Here is a 24,753-nt window from a genome sequence, read left to right as displayed (position 1 = left end):
AAAAAAATCACTTACAGTTTTCATAATCTCCTCCCCATCGTTCGTAGGTACATCGGCGATTGTTAGACAGGCAGTTCTCCTGGCTCCGGTTCTTTGCTTCTCCACGTCTTCCCAAAGCTACGCCTCAGTGACATTATGCGAATTCGCTCCCCGTTACAGTGGCGGGACCGCGCCGGCGTTTCACCGGCTTCCCTATTAAGCCCTCCCGATGCACTAACATAATCAGTTGCATACAGACATGTTCAGCATCTCTCGACAGGCACCTATCCCAACAGTATTCTTTTTTTGAGTGAATCATAGAGTTCCATATTCTCTATTTAAGATTAGTCTATACCGGCACAAGCGTAAATCCCTCAAATGAGGTATTTTGTTAAACTTTTTTTATTTAATCAGACTTTTTTTTCTACCCCAAAAGTACCTATCCTTAGCACTATACTTGTTTTTTAGAAAATAACAAGAAGCCTCACGCTATATACATCCTATAGCGGGGGGCTTCTTGTCAGATACAGAAACTGTATCCAAATCCCCTCCCCATCGCTCGCAGGTCAATGGTGATTGTTTTTCAATTTTTTGGAAGAACAGCTTTGCCATTAATTATTTAAATGATAATTTTTGGCGATAATATACATGGATTCGGCAAAGGTCTTTACCGGAACGGGAGCAAATTTTCCCGTTTGCTGGCGATCTTCCAATAGTTTTCCCTCTCTGCTGAATACCTTTGTCCCGATGACTGCATAAGTTTTCTGTTTGATCTGAAAGACCATCTGCATCTCGCTATAGGAGACTTCGTCCTCGGCGGCCAGCTTTTCTTTATACTTTTCATTCAAACTACCAATAATCTTAGGATCGGTAAATATGGTTTTAGTCAGAACATGAACTATGTTTTTATCCGCTTCATCCAGGTGCAACGATTTCTGATCAAAAGCATAAATACCAATGTCATTGGCAAATACACCCGACCACCGGTTCCGCTCTGCCTCCTGTTCGTCCGGTTTGGGCTGGACGCTGATCTCCCAATCCATGGGAGATTTGGCTGATGGTGTTTCTGCCTGTACGGAAATGGCCGAAAGCAGGCAACAACATAAAACTAATAGCATTACTCTTTTTTTCATTGTAAGGAGCTCCTTTCATACCCGCAATTTTGAGATACATAAACCCAGTGCTATGCCCGACCCGCCCCGACAAGATCATTAAAATCTTCGGCTACCGCTTGTGACTTTGTAAAAATATAGCCACTCATCAATACAAATAGGATTACTATGACCAAACATGCGCCTAAAATTTGCCTGCCAACTGCCAATCTCATAACAATTTTTCCTCCCATTTGACTTACTGGTACGGCTTGTGCCGAGCCTTTGGCGACAGCGGAAGTCGATGTTGCACTCCAAGCGAAAGTTATACTTTCTATTAGGACGGTAAAAAAACCATGAAAATATAGAGCCTTTTCAGGCTCTTACCTTCATGGTTTTTATACTATGTTGACAAGATGGTGCTTTTTATTACTGCCTTCCTGGCCGCATTGTCCACTACTACAATAGCTTTTTTAGTTTCAGCAATAAGTTTACAGCACTGCCCAATTACATTTACACACATCTATAATCCCCTCCTCATCGCTCGTGAGTAAAAACGGTGATTGTCAGACAGGCAGTTCTCCTGGCTCCGGATCATAGCTTGCTTAAACCTTCCCAAAACAGTTGTTCCAGTGGCATATCTTAAGCTTACTCCCCGTTACAGTGGCGGGACCGCGCCGGAATTCAACCGGACTTCCCTATTAAGCCCCGTAGGGCACCTGACTCAGCAGTTTTTAGTTGTCATATCATCATTAATGATATAACTTTTTGGTAAGTCCTGTCAATCACGTTTAATACTATAGTGATAAAAAGGTCAATGTAATAACGGCTTGGAGCTTACATTAGGGAGACCGCGCCGGTTTTGCACCGGTCTCCCCTAGTAAGCCCATAAGGCACTTACTCAGCAATATATTGTTTTTTAGAAAGTATAGTTATAGCTCAATACCCAGTTAAAGGGCAGATCCAGATTTTCATATTTGTTTACAGAATTATCGCGATCAAGGATATTGTACAAATTCAAAACGACTGACTGATTACGTTCCGGCTGATATCGAATCGTGGCATTTAATTGTACACGATCCGGAACATCACTGATTTGGCCATTAATTCTGTAATAACTTTCTTCCCGGTCGCCTAAAAACAAGAAATTAAGATTTGTCAGCCATTTGGCCTGATTGTAAGTTATCCCGGCGGTTGTCTGTATTCTGCTGTTACACTGCTCCCAAGGGCCGTTTTCAGTGTTTTTGGGGTTGGAGTAACTAAATCCCAGGTTGTACTTCCAGTTGGCATTAAGAATTTTTTCATATTCCAGTTCCACACCGGTATTCTTGAAGTCGGCATTATCCATATAATCGGTATTATCGGGATTCTTTCTCCAGATAAACTGGTCCTTGATATTCATATGATACACAGCGGCTTTAAACGATTGGTTATTATCAATGACTTTTATGCCTGTCTCATAAGTCCAACCTTGCTGAGGCTTTATTTTATTGAAATCGGTATTTTGTTTTGTAAAATACTGGTTCAGCGCCGGCATCTCAAAGGCCTTGCCAATATTAGTATACCAGGAAGTATGCTCATTTATCTTGTACAATGTCTGGATTTGCGGTAGAAAGACATTTTTTCTGGTGGCATAGTCGTCAATAACATTTTCCCGCAGACCTAAGGTTGTACTGAATTTAGGGGTAACGCTATAGGTATAAGCCCCATAGACAGCAAAACTGTTGCGCAGCGCATTATTATAATTAACTGCGGTACTATTGAGAAGACCATTATAATGCTCCTGGGCCAGGGTAACTCCGGCAATCAATGTATCACGATCATCCCGCAACTGCCAGGTCTTTTGGTTGTCCCAGTTTATACCATACATATCATACCGTTCGCTGATGCCCCAACTTTTATCTTTGTAGGTATATTTATCAGCAAAAGCATGCCGTTTATTAAACGACAGAACCGACTTAAAATTATTGTTTTTATCATCATAGCTAAGATTGAAGTTATTACGTACATCATCATATTTATAGCGTATGTAGTTGGAACCGTCTGCATTATACCGTGGCCGGTTGGATTGCAAATCAGTATATGACCAGTTAAAGTTGAGCTCATCACTTAACTGGGTTGTAAAATAAAAACTGTCCTTAGTACCTTTATCTAAACCATAGGGCTGAACTGCCTTATTATCCTTGGTCTTATCCTTTTTATCATTAGTAGTAATATTATATCTTGAAGTTCTGTCAACATCACCAATATATTCCCGCTTTAAATAGATTGCGCTTTTGCCAAATTCCGAGCTTACCGACCAGTTTCGATTGTAATTGCCGCCAGAGATACCCACTGTGGTTTGCCCGCTATTGCCCGGCTTTTTAGTGATAATATTGACAACTCCGGCTAATGCTTCCGCGCCGTACAGTGTAGAACCCGCACCTTTAATGATCTCAACCTTTTCCACTGCTTCCAGGGGAATACCATTGGAACCGTTATAATTCAACAAATTAATGGGGGAGCCGTTTACTAAAACCAAGACCCCCTTCTCCAAACCACGAATAATAGTTCTGCTGGAAGACATGCCATAATCTGTGCCTGCCGGTCCATACGATATACTATTAAAGCCAACCGTATGTTCCAAAGCGTCGAAAACACTAAGAGCGCCGGTTTCTTTCAGTTCAGCGGCAGAAATGACCGTTACGGAAGCCGGTGTATTCAAATCCCTGGTTTCACTTCTTTGGGCCGTAACCACCACCGAATCTAAAGTAAAGGTTTCCCCTTGGTCTTTGGCTGCCGCCAAAGCACTGCCGCCCGAAAAAAACAGGTAGTTGGCAACTAACAAACTCAAGCACATTTTTTTCCACACAACCGGCTTGACAAGGTATTGTTTCTTCAATGTAAATATCCCCTCTCAAAATATCGTTTACCAGTTATTAATCTGCGCGTTCTTCCAGCTCGCCTTCAATAGAAAGATAAAGGTTTTCCAGCTCTTTTTTGGTTTCCGGCCTAGCGTTCCACATGCCACGGCGTTCCGCTTCCAGCAGTTTTTCGGCCATTCGCTGCAGCGCCCAGGGGTTAACTTCTTGCATCCATTCCTGCAACTGGCCGTCCAGGGCAAATTTTTCGGCCAGACTTTCATACATCCAGTCGCACATCACTTCACTGGTTGCGTCCCAGCCGAAACAATGCCCCACTAATGCCGCCAAATCGGACGCGCCTTTATAGCCATGCTTTTTCATGCCTGCGATAAACTTCGGGTTCAAAGATTCGCCCCGCAGTACCCGCCGGAACTCTTCATCAAGACTTTTCGTCCGGGTGTGGCTTGGATCGGCGCTGTCGCCAATATAGCAGCGCGGCGCCTTGCCGCGGATACTGCGGACAGCCGCGTTCATCCCACCGCAATACGCATTGAAATCATCAGAATTCAGTAAATGCACTTCATGATTGTCAATATTCTTGATGGTAACAGCCAGCCTCCCTAGATTCTGCCGGAACAGCTGCGGCAAAAACTCTCCCTGCTGCCGGGAACCGTAGGCGTGCGCGCTCCAGCGTACATAGACGTCGGCAATATCATGGACATTGTTCCAATTCCTGGCCTCCAGCAGCGCGGCCACACCGGCGCCATAACCGCCGGGTGGACAGCCGAAAATACGGCAGCTTGCCTGTAGCCAGGCCGCCTCCTGGTCCAGCCCCTGTTCAGCAAGGAGTGTGCTATCGGCTTTAATATGCTTTTTTACAAAATTTAGGTTCTCCGGTTCATCCAGCCCGGCCACCAGCGCGGTCGCCTGTTCTATCAACTGCACGGCACGAAACATGGTATCGCGGAACAGTCCGCTTATCCGGGCCATAACGTCAATTCGCGGGCGCTTTAGTTCGGCAAGTTCGATGACTTCCAATCCGGTAACCCTGCGGCTGCCCTTTTGCCAGACAGGTCTTACCCCCATAAGACAGAGCAGCTCGGCAATACATTGCCCGTTTGTTCGCATATTGGAATCAGACCACAGCACTATGCCAATGCTTTCAGGGTACTCCCCCTCCTCGGCAATGTAGCGGGTAATTACCTGGTCGGCCAGGGTCTGTCCAATTTTCCAGGCAGCAGGAGTTGGCAGGTTGTTGGGATCAACACCATAGAAATTACGTCCGGTCGGCAGGATATCCGCCCGGCCATTGCTAGGCGCTCCTCCTGGCCCAGGTTCAACATATTCGCCGTTTAACGCCCTGATTGTATTGGTAATCTCCTGCACCGTCGCCGCCAGTTTCACCGTCAACTCCTGGCAGATATAGGTTAAGACAGTTTTCAAATCCTCAGCCGCTGCCCCGGCAAGCCGAAGGACCCGCACTTCCGGCAGCCGGAAAACAGCCGTCATCCCCGGCTCAGAAAATCCTTTGTCCTGCAAACAGCCAACAATGGCTTGACAGGTTGTCCAGATTTCATCCACGACGCTGGCATAACTGCGACTGCCGTCAGGCAATAACTCGCCGCTCTTTTCAAGCAGCTGGTAATAATCATAGCCGTAGACGGCCCTGGCAATCACCTGCGGCAAAGACGGAACTGCTCCATTCTTCACCCGGGTCAGCGCCAGAATGAATTCCGTAAGATTTTCGTCCTGCGGCGCTTCGCCCAGGATATGCAACCCCGCCCGTATTTGCATATGCTTCAAGGTTTCGAGATAAGCATGCACACGCAAAATATAGTCAGCCAGTGACTGTCCGTCTTGCCGGGGCAAGTCTTCCGTCAAATGCAAAGCGGCTATTTTGCTCTCAATCTGCTCGCAAACCAGTGAGGCAGCCGCCGGCTGCTGTGCTTTGCAATGGGCATATTCATCTAAAAGCAGTTCCAGTTCGGCCAGTTCCTCATAGGTATCGGCCTGACTCATCGGCGGGCAAAGATGTCCGATAAGACAGGCGGCACCGCGCCGTTTGGCCTGAATTCCTTCCCCGACAATGGTAACATAGTAGGGATAAATATTCGGCAAATCCTGCAAGGCCAGTTCAGGATAACAGCAGCGCGATAACCCGGCATTTTTCCCCGGCAGCCACTCCAGCGAACCGTGAGTTCCCATATGAATGACAGCATCCGCCTGCCAGACCTCCCTAATCCAGGAGTAAAAGGCCAGGTAGTGATGCGGCGGCGGACAAACGGGTGAATGAATGATCTTGTCCGGATCTTCGCCAAAGCCCCGCGGCGGCTGCAAAGTAATCAGAATATTGCCGTTCAGCCTTCCAGGAACAAGCAGGCTGTCATCGGCGAAAAACACCTCTCCCGGCGGCAGCCCCCACTCCTTGATTAACTCTTCCCTGACACTCGGTTCCAGGCTGTCGAACCAGGTCTTGTAGTCGTCTTTGCCGACTTTACCAACCGCCTGCCCGATTTGTTCATCGCTGAGGAACCGCCGGTCATTGGTAACGCCGGCCAGCAATTCCTCCAGAAGCTGCCGGCCGGTACCCGGCAGACTGTCAATACGATACCCGTTTACCGCCAAACCTTTCAGCAAAGCGACCACACTTGCCGGGGAATCCAGTCCCTGCGCACTGCCAATACTGGCATTGGTCGGCGGATAATTATGAAAAATAATAGCGACTTTTTTCCGGTCATTACCGGTATGGCGCAGACGGGCCCACTTCTTAGCCTTACCGGCCAAGGCTGCGACCCGCTCCGGCAACGGTAGATAACGGCTTATCCCCAAATCGCCGGTTTCCTTACTGGAAACGACCCCGCCGTGAATTACCCCGTCAAATTCCGGCTGCACCACATTAACCGAAAGCTCTACCGGATTCATACCGCTAACATCTTCCTGCCATGAGGACTGCGGCCGCAGCAAATTATAGGCCTGAATGACAGGTACGTTCAGACGGCGCAAAAAACCTGACCGGTTTTGCCGGCTCAGCGTCAGCCCGACTTTGAAGGTATTGATTACAGCAGCAACAATGACTTGCCCCTGGTGATAAAAGAACTGTTCCACCGCCTGGCTGATGCCGGCCGCCGGCAAAGCCGGGTTATCCTCCCACAGGCCGAATATAGGCAGTGCATCAAGCCCCCGGGCATCCAGTTCCCGGATAAGGGCATCAATATAATCCGTATCCTGCCATATCCAGGACTCACGTGAGAACAGTATCCCCACCCGGGGGCGGTCGTGGGGACAGAGCATCGCCAGATAATCGGCCGTCGCCGGCACAGCCGCCTGCAGGCCGGGATGATAAAGCCCCTGCCAGACAAGTTCCTGCGGTGGCTGACACGCTAACGCCGCCTGACCGGTTTTGGCGGCCAGCCACAAGATAAGATTTTGATAATTACTGCTGCCACTGTATAAAATATAATCGCGAATTTGCTCTACTTCCCCATCAGTAAATCCACTGACCGTATTTGCCGTACCATCCGCTGTGGACATAAAGGCATATACCGCTTTGCCCTGACGCTTGAGGAAAGCCAAGGCCTTATCGGCCACATCACAGGGATAAACCGGACCTTGCCACAGGAATACAACCATGTCGCTGGCCTTCAGCGCGGCAGCCATCTGCGGCGACCAGGCGACTGAGTCATCAAAGAAAAAAAATTGCACCGGCGGCAGATTGCGTTTGCTGTCGGCAAGATGTTTGCCGGCCTGCTGCAGCATTTTGCATTGTCGTTCGACATTAGAAAAAATAGTTATCATCACAAAAACTCCTTTAACACCGGCCTGCGGTTATTGCGGTCTGCTTAATTTCCTTAACAGATACAAAAAGTAAGGAACTCCCAGCAGCGCTGTCATAATGCCTGTACGTATTTCGGACGGACACAGCAGCAGCCGCCCCAGTGTGTCGCAAATCAACAGAAACATGCCGCCGGCCAGAGCACTGCAAGGCAGCAGAATGCGGTGATCCGGGCCGACAAGCAGCCGCGTAATATGTGGTATGACCAGGCCGACAAAGCCGATATGGCCACTGACACACACAGCCGCCGCCGTCATCAGGGAAGCAATAAAGACCAGCAGCAGCCTAAACGGCATAATTTTCATTCCGACGCCTTTGGCCTCGGTTTCTCCCAGTACGAGAACATTAAGATGGCGGGACAGTACGACCAATGCGGCAATCCCCAGGCCAATCGGCCAAAAAGCCAGATATACATGCTCCCAACGCCGGAAATCAAGACCGCCAACCATCCAGAACAGATATTGCTGCATTTTTTGTTCATTCATATAGGTCAGGATACCGGACGTAATCGCTCCCAGAAACACACTTACGGCCACGCCTGCCAACAGAAGCGGCAGCACCGGAATCTTCCCCCGCCGCGTAACCAGAAGAAGTGTGCTGCCCACAGCAATTAGCGCACCGGCAAAGGCGAATAGCGGCATGTAAAACATGTGCTGAAAACCAATCCCGGAAGCAATGGCAGTCACGGCGCCAGCAGCAGCACCACTGGATACGCCAATAATACCAGGATCCGCCAAATCATTGCCAAAAACCCCCTGCATGACAGCGCCGGAAACGGCCAATGCCGCCCCCACCAGCAGGGCAACCAACGTTCGCGGCAGCCGGATATGCCAAAGAATCGCCTGTTGGTCCGGCGTAAAAGCGGCCGCGCTGAAACCCGGCACATGCCACTGGTAACCAAGGACTCCAACCACAGCGGATAAAGAAATGTCAACCTGCCCCAGGGTAAGGGAAAGAAGTATTGCGAGAAAAAAAGATAACAGCAGCACCAGAATTTTACGCTGGCTGCGTCGATATAAATTCGGCATGATAACCTTCTTTTTATAATAGTAAGTTAAAAAAGTTCCGGGTAAGCTGTCCGGGCAAACACTTCGATACTCTCCACAACATGCTGTGAAGTGACATAGCGGTACCGGTCGGATACGAGCTTCACCTGATTGTTGCGCACTGCGGCCACATGCTGGAATGCCGGATCGGTAACAATCTGCCGGCGGTAGGCGTCAACCCCGCTGTGCCCGTCATAATTCCAGGTAGGCAGCATAAATATGTCAGGATTTATCGCCACGATTTGCTCTTTGGAAAGACGGTTTTCGCCCTGGTCGATACTGTCTTCGCGGAGGGCGCCGTTCTTTATATGCGCATAGTTGAATATGTCGGCCAAAAGATTGTTCTTGCTGCCGATGACCCCGATAAAATCAAAGGCCAAACAACATTTTCTTTTATCCGGCGTAACCGGAGCTAATTTTTCTTCCAGCCGCTGCAGGGCTTCCTCCATCCGCTCCAGAAGGTGTTGTCCGTTGTCTTCTTCGCCCACGGCCCGGGCCAAATTTTTAACTTTTTGCTTTACTTCCGCCAAATTTCTGGGATTCTTGGATATGTATACGGGAATGCCAACCTCCCGGAGTGTTTGCAGTGCTTCCGGCCTGAGCGTGGCGGAAGCCGCCACAATCAGGTCTGGTCTGAGCGCGATAAGAGCTTCGGCATAAGGGACGGCCCGGCTTTTCACCTGAGCCGCCTGCCCGGTGGTAATAAACGTGATTTCCGGGTCATCGGCCCACCGGCTGAACGCAAGAATCCTGTCCATCGCCACAAGCTCCACCAGAATCTCATCAGTGCCATAGGACAGCGATGCAATCCGCTTGGGCTTGGCCGGCAGCATCATCGTGTACCCGCTGTCATCGGTTACAGTATAACCGCTCTGTAGGCCGGCCGTTTGGCCGGGGAGCTGCCTGGCCGGACAGCCGGTCAGCAGCAAGCAGGCCAAGAAAAGAGATACCAACCCGATAAATTGCTTACTTTTTATCCTTTTCCATAACTTCATTACGAAATCAAGCCTCTTTCCGCAACAATGCACGGCCCTGGCCGCGGCGTCTTGTTAGTGGTCCGAAATATAAAGAAAACACGGCTTGCGCCGAGCCTTTGGCGAAGGTGGAAGCCGATGTTGCCCTTATCCAGGTGAAAGTTATACTTTCTAGTGTGTGATATAGTGAATATAACAGGAAAAACCCATTGACTTCGTGTAAGATGAAAGTATCTGACGAAGAACTTCATTCTTACTACCTACTACCCCTAGGAGGTTGAAGTCAATGGGTTCTACATCAAATAATATTCAAGGTAAGAAAGGTTGTCAATTCTCTCAACTCCTTCGTGGAGTAAATTTTGAGCAGGTTTTGTTAGTAGCAATTGATGCGGCTAAGTTTCTACCTAAAGCACTTATTTGTAATTACTTTGGTGACATTATTGATCACTCGTTCTTTTTCTCTGTCGACAAACCTGGCTTGAATCTATGTCTCGCTAAATTGGAGAAGGCTAAGGCGACATTTAACATTGAGAGAGTATTTATCGGTATCGAAGCCACCGGGCATTATTATGAAGATATAGTTCGCTTCTTTACTTCCCATGGGTATACCGTAGCTATTATTAATGCTGCTACTACCCATGAAGAACGTTCCAGTGCTCTCAATTGGTGTAAAACAGATGATCGTGATTTAGTTGCTATCGCTTATTCCTTAAAGAATAATAAGGCTACCCAATCACAGCTCCCTACGGGACATTACCGACAATTACTCGCCTTAACCAGAGCTAGAAGACAAGAAATTAGAAAGCGTTCCGTAATTCGCATTGAAATCAGAAATTTGATGGACAAAATCTTCCGTCCCTTTCAAGGTTTAGTGTCCTTGCATCATAACCGTCCCAAAAAGGTCCGTATCTTTAGCGATTTTTTTGGAAAATCATCACTTTGGTTCTTGAAGAACGCCCCCCATTCATCAGATATCCTCCGACTTGGTGAACCAGGCTTGCGGCGCATTTCTAAAGAGCACAATTTAAAACTGCGTCAAACAACTATTCAGAAACTTTTACAAGCGGCACAATGCGCTTATTCACTCTCAAAAGCAGAATTAGAACCAGAACTTCTTTTGCTGCAACTTAAACTAAGTGATTTAACGCGATTAGATGATAATATTGACCGACTTGAAAAGGAAATGGAGATACTCCTTCTTCAGACAGATGGGTATTTGCTATTAACAATTCCGGGAATTGGTGCTGTTACTGCAGCCGAATTATTTAGTGAAATTGGCGATATCTCTAATTTTGATTCAGCAAGTCAACTCATTAAAAAGGCGGGAACCAATCCAATGGTAAGACAATCCGGCGGCCAAAAAGGTTACTATGGGCGTATTACAAAGCAAGGTAACAAGCATTTGCGTTACGTACTTTACCAGGCAGGTCGCAACATATGTCGTCATAATATTGATTTGAAACCGTTCTTTGACCGTTTGAAACAAAAAGGTAAGCATTCCAAAGTAATTTTCATTGCCATGGGTAACAAACTGCTCAAGATCGTATTTGCCATGCTAACAAAAAAACAGCCTTTTCACTCAAAAACAGCAAAAACGATTATCAAAAATGAAGTGTTAAAAAAGCTAAGGCACCAAAAATCCCTCGAACTATTATCTGCGTAAGCACGACAACATAGAGCTTTTTCGCTCTGGGACAGAGCGGAGATCGAATACTTTCTTGAGGCTATGACCTCGTCTGATAGCATTATCCACCTCGTCCTGTAAATGCGAATTGTACGTTAATATGAACTTGTACTTTTGCTAGATTGCATCCCTACAGTGATTGAAACGAGGTATTTTCCCGGTTCAAGTCCGAGAGGGGAAAAGCTCTTTTATTCTGTTCTTCGTCAGTTACTGTATGTTTAATGGTAATTTCTGTTAATCGATTAAGGCAACAGGCGTATTTGCTATGCTCAGATTTCATAAAAAATTATTTGACATAGTACGCTATCAGGAAAATAAGAAACTCCCGGCTGACATAATAACAGCCGGGAGGATTTTTACAGCATAAAGCAAATAAAAGCTCCTGGTCTATGACCAGGAGTGAATTTTCAGCAAATGTGCGCGGCCCTGCTTACAATCATGGCGTGACAGGGAAACGCAAACTGTAATCTCCTCCCCATCACTCGTGGGTAAAACGGCGATTTTAGACAGGCAGTTCTCCTGGCTCTGGATCATAGCTCTCCCAAACCTTCCCAAGACTCTCGTCCCAGTGGCATATCCTTGGGTTCACTCCCCATTACAGTGGCGGGACCGCGCCGGTATCACACCGGTCTTCCCTATTAAGCCCTAAAGGGCACCTGACTCAATATTATTCAATTTTCAATAAACCAAACTATAATATGTTTACTTTATCACTTTCTGTCAAGTATTGTCAAGTATTGTCAAATAATTCCATGCCAAAAAACCGTTGCCCTATGTCTTACTGTCCGGTTTTCCGGACATAACCCGCCATTCCGGCAAACCAGGTCCGCACCGGATAACGCTGAAAAAATAAGAACACAACCGGCAGGACAAGCAAAGTAAATACCGTAGACGACAAGAGACCGCCAATCAGCACCCAGGCCATGCTCACCCTAACCTCGGCACCGGCTCCCAGAGCCAGCGCTGTAGGCATCATGCCCACCACCATGGTCAGGGTAGTCATGAAGATGGGCCTGAGACGGGTTTTGCCTGCTTCCAGCAAGGCATCAGAGGCACTCATCCCCCGCCCCATCAGCGTCAGTGTATAATCAAGCAGCAAAGTGCCGTTTTTGGCAACAAGCCCGTCCATAACCAAAAAGCCGATCAGGGAATAGATGTTGATGGTATTATTAGTAAAGAACAAAAACAACAAACTGCCAATGAGTCCCAGCGGCAGGGATAGCATCCGGATGACCGGCGTAAAGGCCGATTCGTATAAGATTGCCAACAGCATATATACCAACAGGAGGGATAAGAGCAAGGCCTGGATGATTTCCCCATAGCTGCTGCTCATGTTGGCTGCCTGCCCGCCCCAGCGGTAACTCACGCCCTCCGGCAACGTTTCTTGTTTAAGCAACATATCAACCTCTTGCATTACTTCGTTTAACGGGCGGTCGATGATATTGGCCTGCACAATGAGTGAACGTTGTTTATTCAGACGGTTGATGCTGACCGGTCCCACTCCTTCTGTCACCTGCGCCACATTGCCCAAAAATACCGTTTTATCACCGGCCTTAACCGGAATACTTGTCAGGTCAGAGATTTTGAAACTGTCACTGCCCTTTAATCTGACCACAATGTCGGTATCCCTCCCGTTATTGTGGCTGTCATTAGGCAGCACTCCTGCCTTCTTGCCGCTAATCGCCCCGGAAAATGCCGATTTGACATCATCTACCGAGGTATTGAAGAATTTCAGCTTTTCCCGGTCCACTGTCAGCTTGAATTCCGGCACACCAACCCGGTAGTTGGTGCGGATATCTTTGACACCCTTGGTTCTGGCCAATAATTCCTGCAATTGCGCCGAACCCTGAATCAATTCCTCCATATCCGACCCTAATAAATAAATCAAAATCGGGGAGTGAATCTCAGCACCGCCTGACGCAATCCCGGCTACCGATGACTCGGTTTCATAGACACGCACCGCCGCCTGGGGAAGCTGGCGGCGGGAAAAAGTTCTGACATCGTCGGTGATTTGCCACACACTGCGGCTGCGTTCTCCTTTTTCCACCATTTGCACCGTCAACCCGGCCTTGTTGCTGCTGCCATCGCCAATGGTGCTTAAACAATAAGTCACTTCCGGGATGGATAGAACATATTCCTCCAATACGGCTGTTACCGCATCAGTTACCTCCAGGTTTTGCCCTACCGGTAATTCAACAACAACCCGGAAATTGCTTTCATCTGTCCGCGGCATATATTCGGCCCCAATTAACCCCAGGGGAGCCAAAGCAGCGGTGGCAACAAACAACACCAGCACCACGGCAATCACTGACTTGCCATGAGCCAGGCTCCAGCGCAGCAGCTCTTCATATTTGCTGATTGCGGCGGCTTCCAGCCTGTCCATAAATGCCCACAGGTTACCTGCAGGCGGCGCCGTCCCGGCTGTAAACAGGCGTGCGGCCAGCATCGGGGTGAGTGTAAAAGAAATAAATAAGGAAAATAACGTGGCGAAAACGATGGTCAGGCCGAATTGGCGAAAATACTGGCCTGTTCCATCAGTCATAAACGCAATAGGTAAAAACACCACCACATCACACAAGGTAATAGCAATAGCTGCCATGCCAATCTCATTGCGGCCGTCTTCGGCAGCTGCCGCCGGTATCTTACCTAATTGCCGGTGCCTGTGAATATTCTCCAGCACCACAATAGCGTCATCGACCAAAATCCCGATACACAAGGCCATGCCCATTAAAGACATCATGTTAAAAGTAAAACCGGCTGCATACATAACCAAAAAGGTGGAAATCAGCGAGGTAGGAATGGCAACCATAACAGCAACAGTTGACCGCCAGCCCCGTAGGAACAAAAATAGCACCAGTCCGGTGGTAACTATGCCTTCCACCAGCGCCATCAGCGTGTTATGTAAACAATTGTCAATATAGGTGGCATCATTGCTGACAACTATAAACTGATACTCAGGATATTCACGATGCAACAATGCCAATTGTTCTTCTACCGCCTTAACAGTATTGACAATATTGGCCTCACTGTTTTTGTACACCTTTAGGGATATCGCATCATCCCCATTCACCCGGGCATAGCGGCTAACCCGGCTGTCTTGCTCAACTACCTCCGCAATCTCTGTCAAGGGAACAGCCGCACCGGCGGCATTGCTAAGATATACCCGCTTAATCTCATCCGCAGAAGTATAGCGGGCAGCCAGGCGCACATCTCTTTCCGTCGTATCGTTATATACCAAACCGGCAGGCAGCAGCAAATTTTCTCCTTTAATGCAATCGGCAATCTGACCTAATGACAAATTATAGAGTAACAATTTGTCACGTTCCACCAAAACCGCCACTTCGCGGTCACGTCCGCCGCCGACAGCCACATCCGAGACACCGTCGGCCCGCTGCAGCCGTTCTTTGAAAATATGATCAGCCTTGCCATAGATATCGGCAAGCGTATACTTGGCTTTAACCGCAATTTCCATAATCGGCGCCGCATTGGCATCCCGCCTGCTAATCGTCGGTTCACCGGCATCATCCGGCAGTTGTTTCCGCACCCGGTTGATGGCCCGTGCTGCATCAATGGAGGCAATATCGGCATTGGCCATAAAGTCAAACTCCAGGATGAACGTCGCCCGCTCCGGTCTGGCAATCGCCATCAGGCGTTTCAAATGGGCCAGCGAAGTGAGCTCCCGCTCCAGCGGCTTAATGACACTTTCCTCAATTTCTTCGACACTGGCACCGGAATATTCCACCGAAATGGAGAAATACGGATTATTGACAGTTGGTAATAATTCAACCCCAATCCGGAAAAAACTGTATAAGCCAAGCACCACAAACAGCATAACAATCATCATTATGCCCACAGGACGCTGAATGGAGAAGCGGGTAATATTCATAGCTGTTTTCCCTTCCCGTCCACCTCAACTACCATCTCCGGTTTGAGCCGGGCTATATTACTGACAGCCACCCGCTCACCGTCGCTGAGGCCGGTGAGAATCTCCACCGCCTCATCACTACGCTGTCCGGTTGTTACCAGCCGCTGCTCGACCTGATTATTATCATTAATCGTAAACACGTACTGTTTGGCATTTTTTTCTAAAATGGCTGTTTTGGCAACAAACAATGTCTGCTGTTTGAGCAGCCCGGTAATACTGGCATGGGCAAACATACCGCTTTTTATTACAGGTTCGTCCCCGGTAAGCGCCAGCCTGACAGTAAAAGTCTGGGTTTTGGCATCGCTTGCCGGACTGATATAAATAATAGTGCCAGGATACTCCCGTCCCAGCGAGTCTATAGCCACCTGCACCGGCATGCCGGTCCGCAACTGGGCGGCCTGCTGTTCGGCTACCTGGCAGTCAACATAACTGCTGCTATTATCAATAATGGTCAGCAGTTTTGACCTACCTGAACAAAAGTCCCCGCTTCCGCCTGGCGGTACCCGATAATGCCGGCTCGCGGGGCACGCAGAATCCTGTCTTCCCGCTGCTGCTTTAGCGCTTCAAGATTATATTGAGCCTTAACCAGCGCCGCCTGCTTGCTTTCCAGTGCCGCCGGAACACCGCCGGCCATGGTCTGTTCCTGCAGCGCGTCCAGTGCTGCCTTGGCATTGACCATTTGCTGCCTGGCGGTATCAAGTGCCTCCCGGGAAATAGCGCCGGCAAGCTGCAACGATTCATACCGCTGATAATTGGCAAGATTCCGCTCATAATCCGCCTTAGCCTTTTGATAATCGGCAGCAAAAACAGCTTTTGTCTCTGCGGCTTCAGCCCGGGCCTGCCGCAGAGCTGCGCTTGTCTGGGCAATATCTAAGTCGATATCCTGCAAATCCTGTACAACCAACACTTGCCCGGCAGTTACCGTCTGCCCCAGTTCGACGGCAACCTGGGCAATATGTCCTTTGTATTTGGGAGCGATATCCATCTGCGCGACCGCCACCGTTTGCCCGCTCAGCACAATGCGTGACCGCATGTCCTGCCGCCGGACGGTCTCCACCGCCACCAGCGGCTTAATTACACTGGCTTTAGCCGTATTCCCTGATTTCTCATGGGCTTTCCAAAAGAACAGGGCACCGGCAAAAACTACAGCCACCACCACAATTCCCAGTATCTGCCGGTGTTTTTTACTGGCAAGAAATTTCCTCATTATTAAAGTTTGTTCACTCCATTCCTTAAGACTGCAAGCTACCACGATAGTCTGATAAGAATAGACTTCTCAAGATGCGCCAACAACCGCCAATTCATGGCTTGGCGGTTGTTGGCATTTGTTAGTCGTTTTTCCTGTTTATAGTTAATTTAAAATTAAAATTTATGTTTATAGCTTAATAAATAGTTAAATGGGGTTGCGTAATAATCAGTTCCCGTGTGGCTTAAGACATCATTTCTATCCAACAGATTATCTGCCGTTAAAGAAACTTCATTATTCATATCCATTTTGTAGGTGGTGCTCAGGCTAGTCAGTAAATATGGTTTCATTTCCCGCGAGAGCGCAGTGCTTGTTGCGGCGACCCGTTCTGTTAAATAAGTCCCATTCAAGCTTGTACTCCATTTATCTTTTTGATAAGTTACTCCTCCGGTCAATTGCAGGCGTCCATATTTTCTGTCCCAGTATTTTTTCGTTTTCGGGTCATTGCCTTTAGATTTTGTTTTGGGATCGCCATAATTGATCCCCCAGTTATACGACCAGCCATTTTTTCCGGTTATATCACAGGTTAACTCAACGCCGGTGTTCTTAAAATCTTCATTGTTATATTTATATATTCCTGTTGTCGAATCCCATGACGAACTAATATTATCTGTGATATCAATATGATATACCGCAGCCTTCCAGCTATGGCCACCCTCTACTTTCTTCCAGCCTATCTCATAATTAACACCGGTTTGCGGTTTTAATTCCGGTGACGGCAAAAGATTATAGGTGCTGCCGTACATTTGGTTAAAGGTAGGTAAAACAAACGACTGGCCAACACTGGCATATACATTTTCCTTTTCGCCTAACTTATGAATAAATTGTCCGGATGCGCTGAAATTGCTAAAATTTGAATCTTTGTCAGCACCGGCAGTCCAGGTTTCGCGGGCACTTACAATGAAAGAATTCACATCATTGAGCTTTTGTTCCCATTGCCCGTAAACACCATAAACCTTTCTTTCCTGTTCCATCTTAGTCGCAGTAGTGTTTTTAATCTGCTTAAAGTATTCATTTTTATAAGTAAAGCCAAAAATAGTATTGGCCCTGTCATTTATCTGCCAATGCTTCTGGGCGTCAATCCCATAAGTCCTGTCCTTTTGATTGGTCGAATCAAGCGATGGGCTCAGTTTTCCATTATTATCATAATAATTAAACCCTCTTGTAATAGGCTCATTCTGATTATAATACAGACTGGCTTTCATATTTTCATCACTATATTTAAGTTGCGCTATATGATACTTGTTTGTAAAAGTTTTATCATTTTGTAAATCGCCTGCTTGCGCATCCTTCAGTTTTTTCCAATTATCGCCGAACCATGTCTGATATCCATTTTCGTTTTCCATATAGTTATACAAAAACGATAAATTATCATTAAAATGATATTCTAAAAGTACACTCTCTTTATCAGACCCCTTAAAGGTAGCATCTCTATCCCCGGCGGCATCTTTATTGGTTTGAATTTTATCCAATCTACCCCATTTTTCCTTACTATAACCAACATTGAATTTACCCATATTAAAGGTTGTATTATAATTTCGCTGTCCATAATTACCAATACCCGTCGATACCGTATTATCAAATTGCTTTTTCATAATAATATTGATAACGCCGCCCATGGCTTCACTGCCATATAAAACCGCGCCGCCACCTTTTACTATTTCCACACGTTCGACATTTTCCACCGGAATAGAGTCCAAATAGTATTTACCGGACATATTAATCGGGGTTCCATTGATTAAGATCAAGGTGCCGTTGCTTACCCCGCGGATAATAATCGGATTTGACATCGTGGACCAAGGGTTCCCGTTAGGCCCATATGTAGTATAAGAAATGCCGGAGATTTTTTGCAAAGCCATTTGTATATTCTCAGCGCCGGTATTTTTCAAATCTTTATTCGTTAAAATGGTAGTAGAGGCAGGAACATCAACATCAGGTTTTTCATAACGGGTAGCCGTTACTACTATAGAATCAAGGGTAAAATCCTCCGCTTTATCAGCAGCTAAACCTGCTGTGCTCCCCCCACAGCATAAACCTGTAACTATGGCCGCCATCAACATACGCTTTTTCAGAACTGCTTTCTTTTTCATCATCATTCTTCCTTTCAAGATAAAAATTATATAGTAATTATGAATAAATAAATTAAGACCCATTTAATTCCAGAAGAAAGGATACTTTAAAAATGAAAATCCCGACCATGACAGCCGGGAGGATTTCTACGCATCAATCCAAATAAAAACTCCTGGTCTAGGACCAGGAGTAAATTCAGCAAATCTACGCAACCCTACTTAGAATCATTCCAAGGTGAGCAACGCAAACTGTAATCTCCTCCCCATCACTCGTGGGTAAAACGGCGATTTTAGACAGGCAGTTCTCCTGGCTCTGGATCATAGCTCTCCCAAACCTTCCCAAGACTCTTGTCCCAGTGGCATATCCTTGGGTTTGCTCCCCATTACAGTGGCGGGACCGCGCCGGTATTACACCGGACTTCCCTATTAAGCCCTTAAAAGGGCACCTGACTTAGCAATATATTCAATTCATAATAAGGCAAAACCATTTAACTCATTATGCGCCTTCACTTTATCATTTTTTGGCGGATATTGTCAAGTATAGTCGTCTTTTTGAACATATCTGTCAACATTTGTTGCTTACTCTGGCTTATGCCAGGATAAACTATATACCGGTCATACAGTCAAGTCTTTTTTTCCAAAGCCTGACCTGCTTTAAGATCCCGGTTTTTAAGCGGTTACCTGTCGCTTCGTTCCTCCAAGTCACCATCAATAGAAAGATACAATTGCTCCAGTTCCCGCAAAGTCTCTTGCTTGGCATTCCACAAACCACGCTGACTGGCCTCCAACAGGGTTTCGCCTATACGCTGCAGCGCCCAGGGATTGACCGATTTCATCCATTGCTGCAGCTCACTGCCAAGAGCATATTCTTCAGCAAATTTTTCATACATCCAGTCCTCGATAACATCGCTGGTAGCATCCCATTGGTAACTGTGCGCCACATAATTAGCCAGGTCTGCCGCTCCCTTATAGCCGTGCTCCTTCATGCCTTCGATAAATTTCGGATTCATAATCTCACCACGGAATACGCGCTTGACCTCGGCTGCCACACTGCGGATGACCACATGGCTCTTGTCTGTGCTGTCGGCGCAATAAGAACGGGGCGCTTTACCGCTGAAACTGCGTACACAGGCAATCATGCCGCCATGATAGGAGTTGAAATCGTCTGAACTGAGCAAGTTAATTTCCCGGTTATCGACGCCAAGAATGGTAGCATCCAGGGTGCTTAACCGCCGCTTAAACAACTCAGGCAAATACGCTCCGTTTTCATTTTCGCCATACACATGCGCTCCCCAGCGAACATACACCTGTGCCAAATCGTCAATGGTTTCCCAGTTTTTCTCCTCCAGCAGATAGGCAACACCGGCGCCATAGCCCCCGGGCGGACAGCCGAACATGCGGTAGGAAGCCTGTTTCCAGGCCTCCTCCGGGGCAATCCCCTGTTCCTCCAAATACTTGGCATCCTCGATAACATGCTTGCGGACATAGTTCACTTCCACAGGCTCTTCCAGACTTGCGGCCAATTTGGCGGCCTTATCCATCCAGACCACCGTGCAGGGCATACTGTCCCGCAGCATACCCGTCACCCGGCCTGTAACATCAATCCGGGGCCGTTTCAATTCTGCCAGCGGAATAGGTTCGATATCGACTACCCGCCCGCTTCCCTTCTGCCAAACAGGACGGATACCCAATAGGTACATAAACTGGGCAATGCCCTGTCCGTGGGTGCGCATATTGGAACCTAAAACCATGCCGATGGATTCGGGATAGCGACCTTCGTCGGCAATAAATTGATGGATAACGCCATCAGCCGTTTTCTGCGCCGTTTCCCAGGCTACTTTGGTAGGGAGAGTTTGGGGATCTATGCCGTAAAAATTCCTGCCGGTAGGCAAGACATCGGCCCGGCCGTTGGTTGGCGCGCCCGCCACCGTAGGCTCGATAAATTCCCCGTTCAAAGCGCGCAGCGTATTAGTCATTTCCTGTACGGTTTTACCCAGATTGGGGGCAAGGTCGGTACAGATATAACGACAGACACACAGAAAATCCGCTTTGAGCGTATCTTCCATCTTTGCGTAATCCTGCAAATGCAACAGTTCATCGACAACGGCTTCGTTAAAATCGTCTGCCATGAGATACTCGATAATTTCCGTGCTTTCCCTACGAATACGGTCAACCAGCTTGCCATAAGTAATACCAAGCCCGGCCGCTCTCTTGGCGCTGTCCTCCAGCAATTCGTAATAATCATAGCCGTACCGTAATGCCAATACTTTGGCCAAAGAAGGAATATTGCCATTCTCAATTCTGGTCAAAGCCAGCAGGTATTCCCGCAATGCTTCACCCTGCGGCGGCAGTCCCAGCGTATGGAGTCCTACCCGGATTTGCATGTTTTTTATATCGGTAATATAATTATGGATTTTCCCCGCATAAGCGTCAAAATCCCCGGTTTCTTCAATATCCTTGTCAAGATTGGCTTCGGCGGCCTTCTCGCGAATAAGCCGCCTGACGCTGTCCAGCGTATCGCTGTCACTGTCTTTAAAGTCCAAATACTCATCAAGCAGACGCTCCAGCTCTTCCAGCTCATCATAAACGCCCGCCGTACTCATTGGCGGCGTCAAATAATCCACCAGGCAGGCAGCACTGCGCCGTTTGGCCTGTACGCCCTCCCCAATGATCGTAACCAAAAAATGATATACATTCGGCAAATCCCCGATACAAATGTCGGGATAGCAGTCACAGGACAGGCCTGTGGCCTTGCCGGGAAGCCATTCCACCGAACCATGGGTACCCACATGTACCACGGCATCGGCTTTCCATATCTCCCGCAGCCAATAATAAAAGGCCAAATAATGATGCGTAGGTGGTGAAACCGGATCATGATAAATCTTCCCCGAGTCTTCGCCGAAACCGCGCGGCGGCTGAACGGTGATAATCACATTCCCATTCGGCATACCCGGGATTAACAGTTTCCCATCATAATTAAAGGCTTCGCCAATCGGTTCGCCCCAGCTTTCTATCATCTTTCCCTTGACAGTATCTGAAAGCCGGTCAAACAAACCGGCATAATCGCCAGGACTGACTTTTCCCAGCGCATGCTCAATTTGTTCGTCGGTCATAAAATTCCGGTCATTAGTAGCACAGCGGATAACCTCTTCCATAAAAATCTTGCTGTCTTCCGGAATATGGTCAACCCGGTATTCCTGTGCTTTGAGGGCAGCTAATAGCAGGCGGACACTCTCCGGTGAATCCATGCCTAATGCTGTACCAATATTGGAATTTTTCGGCGGATAATTATGAAAAATAATAGCAACTTTTTTATCCTTGTTGGGCTTTCGGCGGAGCTTTGCCCATTTGGCCGCCTTGCGAATTAAGAGTTCAATTCTGTCGGAAATGGGCTCATAGCAAATAACATTATCTTTGTCCCGGTACTTACCCGCTACCGGGGTGCTATGCAAAGCCCCGTCAAATTCGGGCATGGTAATACTAATGGAAGTTTCAATGGCCGTCATGCCCTGAATACTTTCCTGCCATACTTCGGTAGGCGTCATGAGGGCATAGACCTGCAATAAGGGGACATTGAGTTCCTGCAAAACACCAGGCTTTAGCGAGCCTGACGCGGTGAGAGAAAATTTAATGGTATTAATCAACACATCAATAACGGCTTGGCCATTGCGCATAAAATACTTGCGCAGCCCATCTTCGAGGCCTGGTGCCCCCATTTCCGGATTAGGTACACCATGGCTGAATAATGGGATAATATTAACATTCTGCCGTTCACATTCGGCAATAACGGCCTTCTGGTACGCCAGATTATCCAATAGCCACTCGTTACGATAAAATAGAAAACCGACAGTAGGGCGGCCTTCTTTGCAAAAATCCTTCTCGTATTCGGCTAAATCGGTATAAACCTTGCTGGCTTGCGGATGATAAATGCCATTCCAAAGCATCGGCGCCGGCTGTTCATAGCTGCAGCCGGCACTACAAAAGCGGTCAAAGGCCCAACACCACAGATTCTTAAAATTTTCAACACCGCCATATACACTGTACTTGCCAACCATAACATGGTCACCCGGCTCAAAGCCAAAGGAAGCGTTACCTTCCTGCTCCTCCCCGGCATGAATTTTAAAATTTATCCCCTGTTTGCGGAAAAATGCCAAGGCACCCTGTAAAAAAGGTACGTCCAGACTCACCCCCATCCATTCAATCACAACCACATTGCAACCTGAAAGCTTGCTCTCCCACGCTTCATCCCATGCGGTTTCAGCAGGAACCCAGTAAGCTTCCCCCATTCCGGGCAGGCGTTTTTCTTCCTGCAAAGAAGTGACAGATTTTTTCAGCAAAGCATAATAAGTATCCGTATCGGTTATAAATACGATTTTTCCCATGCTACTCTCTCCCGTAAGGTAATGCACCAATAATTAAAAAGGCTCATTAATATTTTAATTATTGTACGGTATATAGTGATCATACAGTCAATCATAACCGGTTTACGCCTGGTTAATGGCTGGTACTTGCCGGCCCCCCCGTTTAGACTTTCATTAAATAACGTTCCCTTGTCTGGGGTTTGCAATGACAGGCTGCCCGCGTAATCCGCTAAGATTTAGACACCGGATAAAAGGGATCTCGCCAGCCAAACGCAAAAAACGTACGCTAAGGAATTTTTTATAGATAAAAAGCCGTTTCTCCGTACGCTAAGAGAAGCGGCTTTGTTTATTCGAGTGATTTTTCAGTACCTAGGGCACTTTACTTTAATAACTTGATTGGTGTTGCCAATAAGAGATTTTGCCGGGTATCGACAACATAAACCACATGTACAATCTCCTTATCGATTAAATATAAGATAACGTGGTGCTTATATACAGGAGCCTTATGGTACCCCAGTTCTGTGAAGTTTGGCAAATTGACTGGAGCACCGTACATAAATGGGTTTTCCTTGATTATCTGAAGCTTTTCATATAGCGCATCGCGAAATTCTTTTGCGGCCGGAGGATACTTCATTGACTCTATATAGAAACCCACAATCTCTTTGATATTTGCAACGGCATTGGGAGTAATATTAACCTGATACTTGACCTGGTCGCTCATTGGTACGCTCCTTTAAATACAAATCGATATCGGCCATGGCTGCATCTATTGATAAGGATTTTCCTTGCCGAATTTCAGCTTCAGAGCGCAGCAAGTTTTCATACATACTGATTTTGGCCAACATCTTTTCATAGTGGCTGCTGCTCATTATCACCATATGATTCGAACCATTTTTTGTTAAATGAACCGGTGTATCTTGTTCAATAGCAAAAGCTTCCACGTCTGCCATTCTCTTAGATAATTCACTAATAGGCCGAATAATTGTTTTTAGCATGGCTTCACCTTCTTTTTCTAGTTTATTTTTATTATACCCGATTAATCGGAAAATATAAAGAAAATCTTCCGAAACAAAAAATCACTTATGCCTTATTAATATCTCTAGTTGCTCAGATTAATACCTGGGCCAAACCGCGGAACAGTTACCTAAAAGAATGTTTATGCGTGGCCATAAATAAAAGCCGTTCTCCCTTAGTGTATGGGAAAACGGCTTTATTCCTGCTGAAACTTCCTTAGCATGCGTTTTGCCGGCGAGACCCCTAAACTGTAATCTCCGCCCCATCACTCGTAAGTAAAGCAGCGATGTTCAGTCAATGCGAATTACTTGGCCCGTTTCAGCAGGGTAATTTCGGCTTCCTGTGTAAGCAAACGGCTGTTTAAGATATCTATTTTAGCTTCAATGCGCGGTAAGGCTTCGATTTTCTCTCCTAGGAGATGAACTATGCCGGTCAGTCCGTCAAAACCACTGTCCACCTTACGCTCCCGGTTGTCCAGCTTGATTTCCAGGCTGCTTACTTTGCTTTCCAGACGATCCATCCGCTGACACAACTCTTCGGTAACGGCATTATTATGCCCTGACATATAAATGAGTTGTTCCAGCATTTTTTCCAGGCTGTTAAACCTCTCCTCGCTCATATCTTCACCTCCGGCACAAATCTATCCCGAGTCTGTTTATCCGCTGCTACCTGTATTATAGTCCATTACT

At 47.1% G+C, this 24,753-nt stretch carries 15 protein-coding genes and 4 riboswitches; of the genes, 1 reads left to right on the top strand and 14 read right to left on the bottom strand.

The features are described 5' to 3' along the window. Positions 1-51 precede the first annotated feature (51 nt). A riboswitch (cobalamin riboswitch) is annotated at positions 52-233 on the bottom strand. 357 nt (positions 234-590) lie between these two features. The 6 genes from SRRS_RS05525 to SRRS_RS05500 all read right to left on the bottom strand — a co-directional run bounded on the left by SRRS_RS05525 (position 591) and on the right by SRRS_RS05500 (position 9,786). After that, positions 591-1,112, bottom strand: coding sequence for a hypothetical protein (locus SRRS_RS05525; protein ID WP_371366965.1), 522 nt, complete (start codon positions 1,110-1,112; stop codon positions 591-593). Between the two features lie 50 nt (positions 1,113-1,162). Next, positions 1,163-1,306: a hypothetical protein gene (locus tag SRRS_RS05520; protein WP_371366963.1), complete on the bottom strand. Its 144-nt coding sequence runs from the start codon at positions 1,304-1,306 to the stop codon at positions 1,163-1,165. Between the two features lie 319 nt (positions 1,307-1,625). Further along, positions 1,626-1,808: riboswitch (cobalamin riboswitch) on the bottom strand. A 181-nt stretch (positions 1,809-1,989) separates the two neighbouring features. Further along, positions 1,990-3,951, bottom strand: coding sequence for a TonB-dependent receptor plug domain-containing protein (locus tag SRRS_RS05515; protein ID WP_371366962.1), 1,962 nt, complete (start codon positions 3,949-3,951; stop codon positions 1,990-1,992). 37 nt (positions 3,952-3,988) lie between these two features. Next, complete coding sequence (gene cobN, locus SRRS_RS05510) at positions 3,989-7,708, bottom strand: cobaltochelatase subunit CobN (RefSeq protein WP_371366960.1); 3,720 nt, start codon at positions 7,706-7,708, stop codon at positions 3,989-3,991. Between the two features lie 30 nt (positions 7,709-7,738). Continuing rightward, positions 7,739-8,773, bottom strand: a complete 1,035-nt coding sequence (locus tag SRRS_RS05505; RefSeq protein WP_371366958.1) for a FecCD family ABC transporter permease — start codon at positions 8,771-8,773, stop codon at positions 7,739-7,741. A gap of 26 nt (positions 8,774-8,799) precedes the next feature. Continuing rightward, positions 8,800-9,786 carry an ABC transporter substrate-binding protein gene (locus SRRS_RS05500; RefSeq protein WP_371366956.1) on the bottom strand — a complete coding sequence of 329 codons (987 nt, stop codon included), beginning with the start codon at positions 9,784-9,786 and terminating at the stop codon, positions 8,800-8,802. A 265-nt stretch (positions 9,787-10,051) separates the two neighbouring features. Between SRRS_RS05500 and SRRS_RS05495 the strand changes: the two genes are divergently transcribed. Continuing rightward, entirely contained in the window at positions 10,052-11,428 is a 1,377-nt protein-coding gene (locus SRRS_RS05495) for an IS110 family transposase (protein WP_371366954.1), read from the top strand. A gap of 512 nt (positions 11,429-11,940) precedes the next feature. Next, positions 11,941-12,124, bottom strand: a riboswitch (cobalamin riboswitch). Positions 12,125-12,227: 103 nt separating this feature from the next. Here SRRS_RS05495 and SRRS_RS05490 read toward each other — a convergent pair. The 8 genes from SRRS_RS05490 to SRRS_RS05455 form a co-directional block, all read right to left on the bottom strand. Beyond that, on the bottom strand, positions 12,228-15,335 hold the full coding sequence (locus tag SRRS_RS05490; RefSeq protein ID WP_371366952.1) for an efflux RND transporter permease subunit: 3,108 nt from the start codon (positions 15,333-15,335) through the stop codon (positions 12,228-12,230). Beyond that, complete coding sequence (locus tag SRRS_RS05485) at positions 15,332-15,820, bottom strand: efflux RND transporter periplasmic adaptor subunit (protein ID WP_371369725.1); 489 nt, start codon at positions 15,818-15,820, stop codon at positions 15,332-15,334. The genes SRRS_RS05490 and SRRS_RS05485 overlap by 4 nt, the downstream gene beginning before the upstream one ends. A gap of 5 nt (positions 15,821-15,825) precedes the next feature. After that, positions 15,826-16,581: an HlyD family secretion protein gene (locus SRRS_RS05480; protein WP_371366950.1), complete on the bottom strand. Its 756-nt coding sequence runs from the start codon at positions 16,579-16,581 to the stop codon at positions 15,826-15,828. A gap of 155 nt (positions 16,582-16,736) precedes the next feature. Beyond that, entirely contained in the window at positions 16,737-18,710 is a 1,974-nt protein-coding gene (locus tag SRRS_RS05475; protein WP_371366948.1) for a TonB-dependent receptor plug domain-containing protein, read from the bottom strand. Positions 18,711-18,968: 258 nt separating this feature from the next. Continuing rightward, a riboswitch (cobalamin riboswitch) is annotated at positions 18,969-19,154 on the bottom strand. Positions 19,155-19,366: 212 nt separating this feature from the next. Next, positions 19,367-23,071, bottom strand: coding sequence for a cobaltochelatase subunit CobN (gene cobN / locus SRRS_RS05470; RefSeq protein WP_371366946.1), 3,705 nt, complete (start codon positions 23,069-23,071; stop codon positions 19,367-19,369). 358 nt (positions 23,072-23,429) lie between these two features. After that, the gene (locus SRRS_RS05465; protein ID WP_371366944.1) at positions 23,430-23,771 is read right to left on the bottom strand and encodes a type II toxin-antitoxin system RelE/ParE family toxin; all 342 of its coding nucleotides are present in this window, start codon (positions 23,769-23,771) and stop codon (positions 23,430-23,432) included. Next, the gene (locus SRRS_RS05460) at positions 23,743-24,045 is read right to left on the bottom strand and encodes a type II toxin-antitoxin system Phd/YefM family antitoxin (protein WP_371366942.1); all 303 of its coding nucleotides are present in this window, start codon (positions 24,043-24,045) and stop codon (positions 23,743-23,745) included. Before SRRS_RS05460 ends, SRRS_RS05465 begins: the two co-directional genes overlap by 29 nt. A 323-nt stretch (positions 24,046-24,368) precedes the next feature. Further along, the gene (locus SRRS_RS05455; RefSeq protein ID WP_371366941.1) at positions 24,369-24,683 is read right to left on the bottom strand and encodes a hypothetical protein; all 315 of its coding nucleotides are present in this window, start codon (positions 24,681-24,683) and stop codon (positions 24,369-24,371) included. Between the last annotated feature and the right edge of the window lie 70 nt (positions 24,684-24,753).

Origin of the sequence: Sporomusa rhizae (assembly GCF_041428845.1) — a bacterium.
Classification (GTDB): domain Bacteria; phylum Bacillota; class Negativicutes; order Sporomusales; family Sporomusaceae; genus Sporomusa; species Sporomusa rhizae.
The sequence above is the reverse complement of the archived record's forward strand: the minus strand, read 5'-3'. Positions and strand labels throughout refer to the sequence as shown.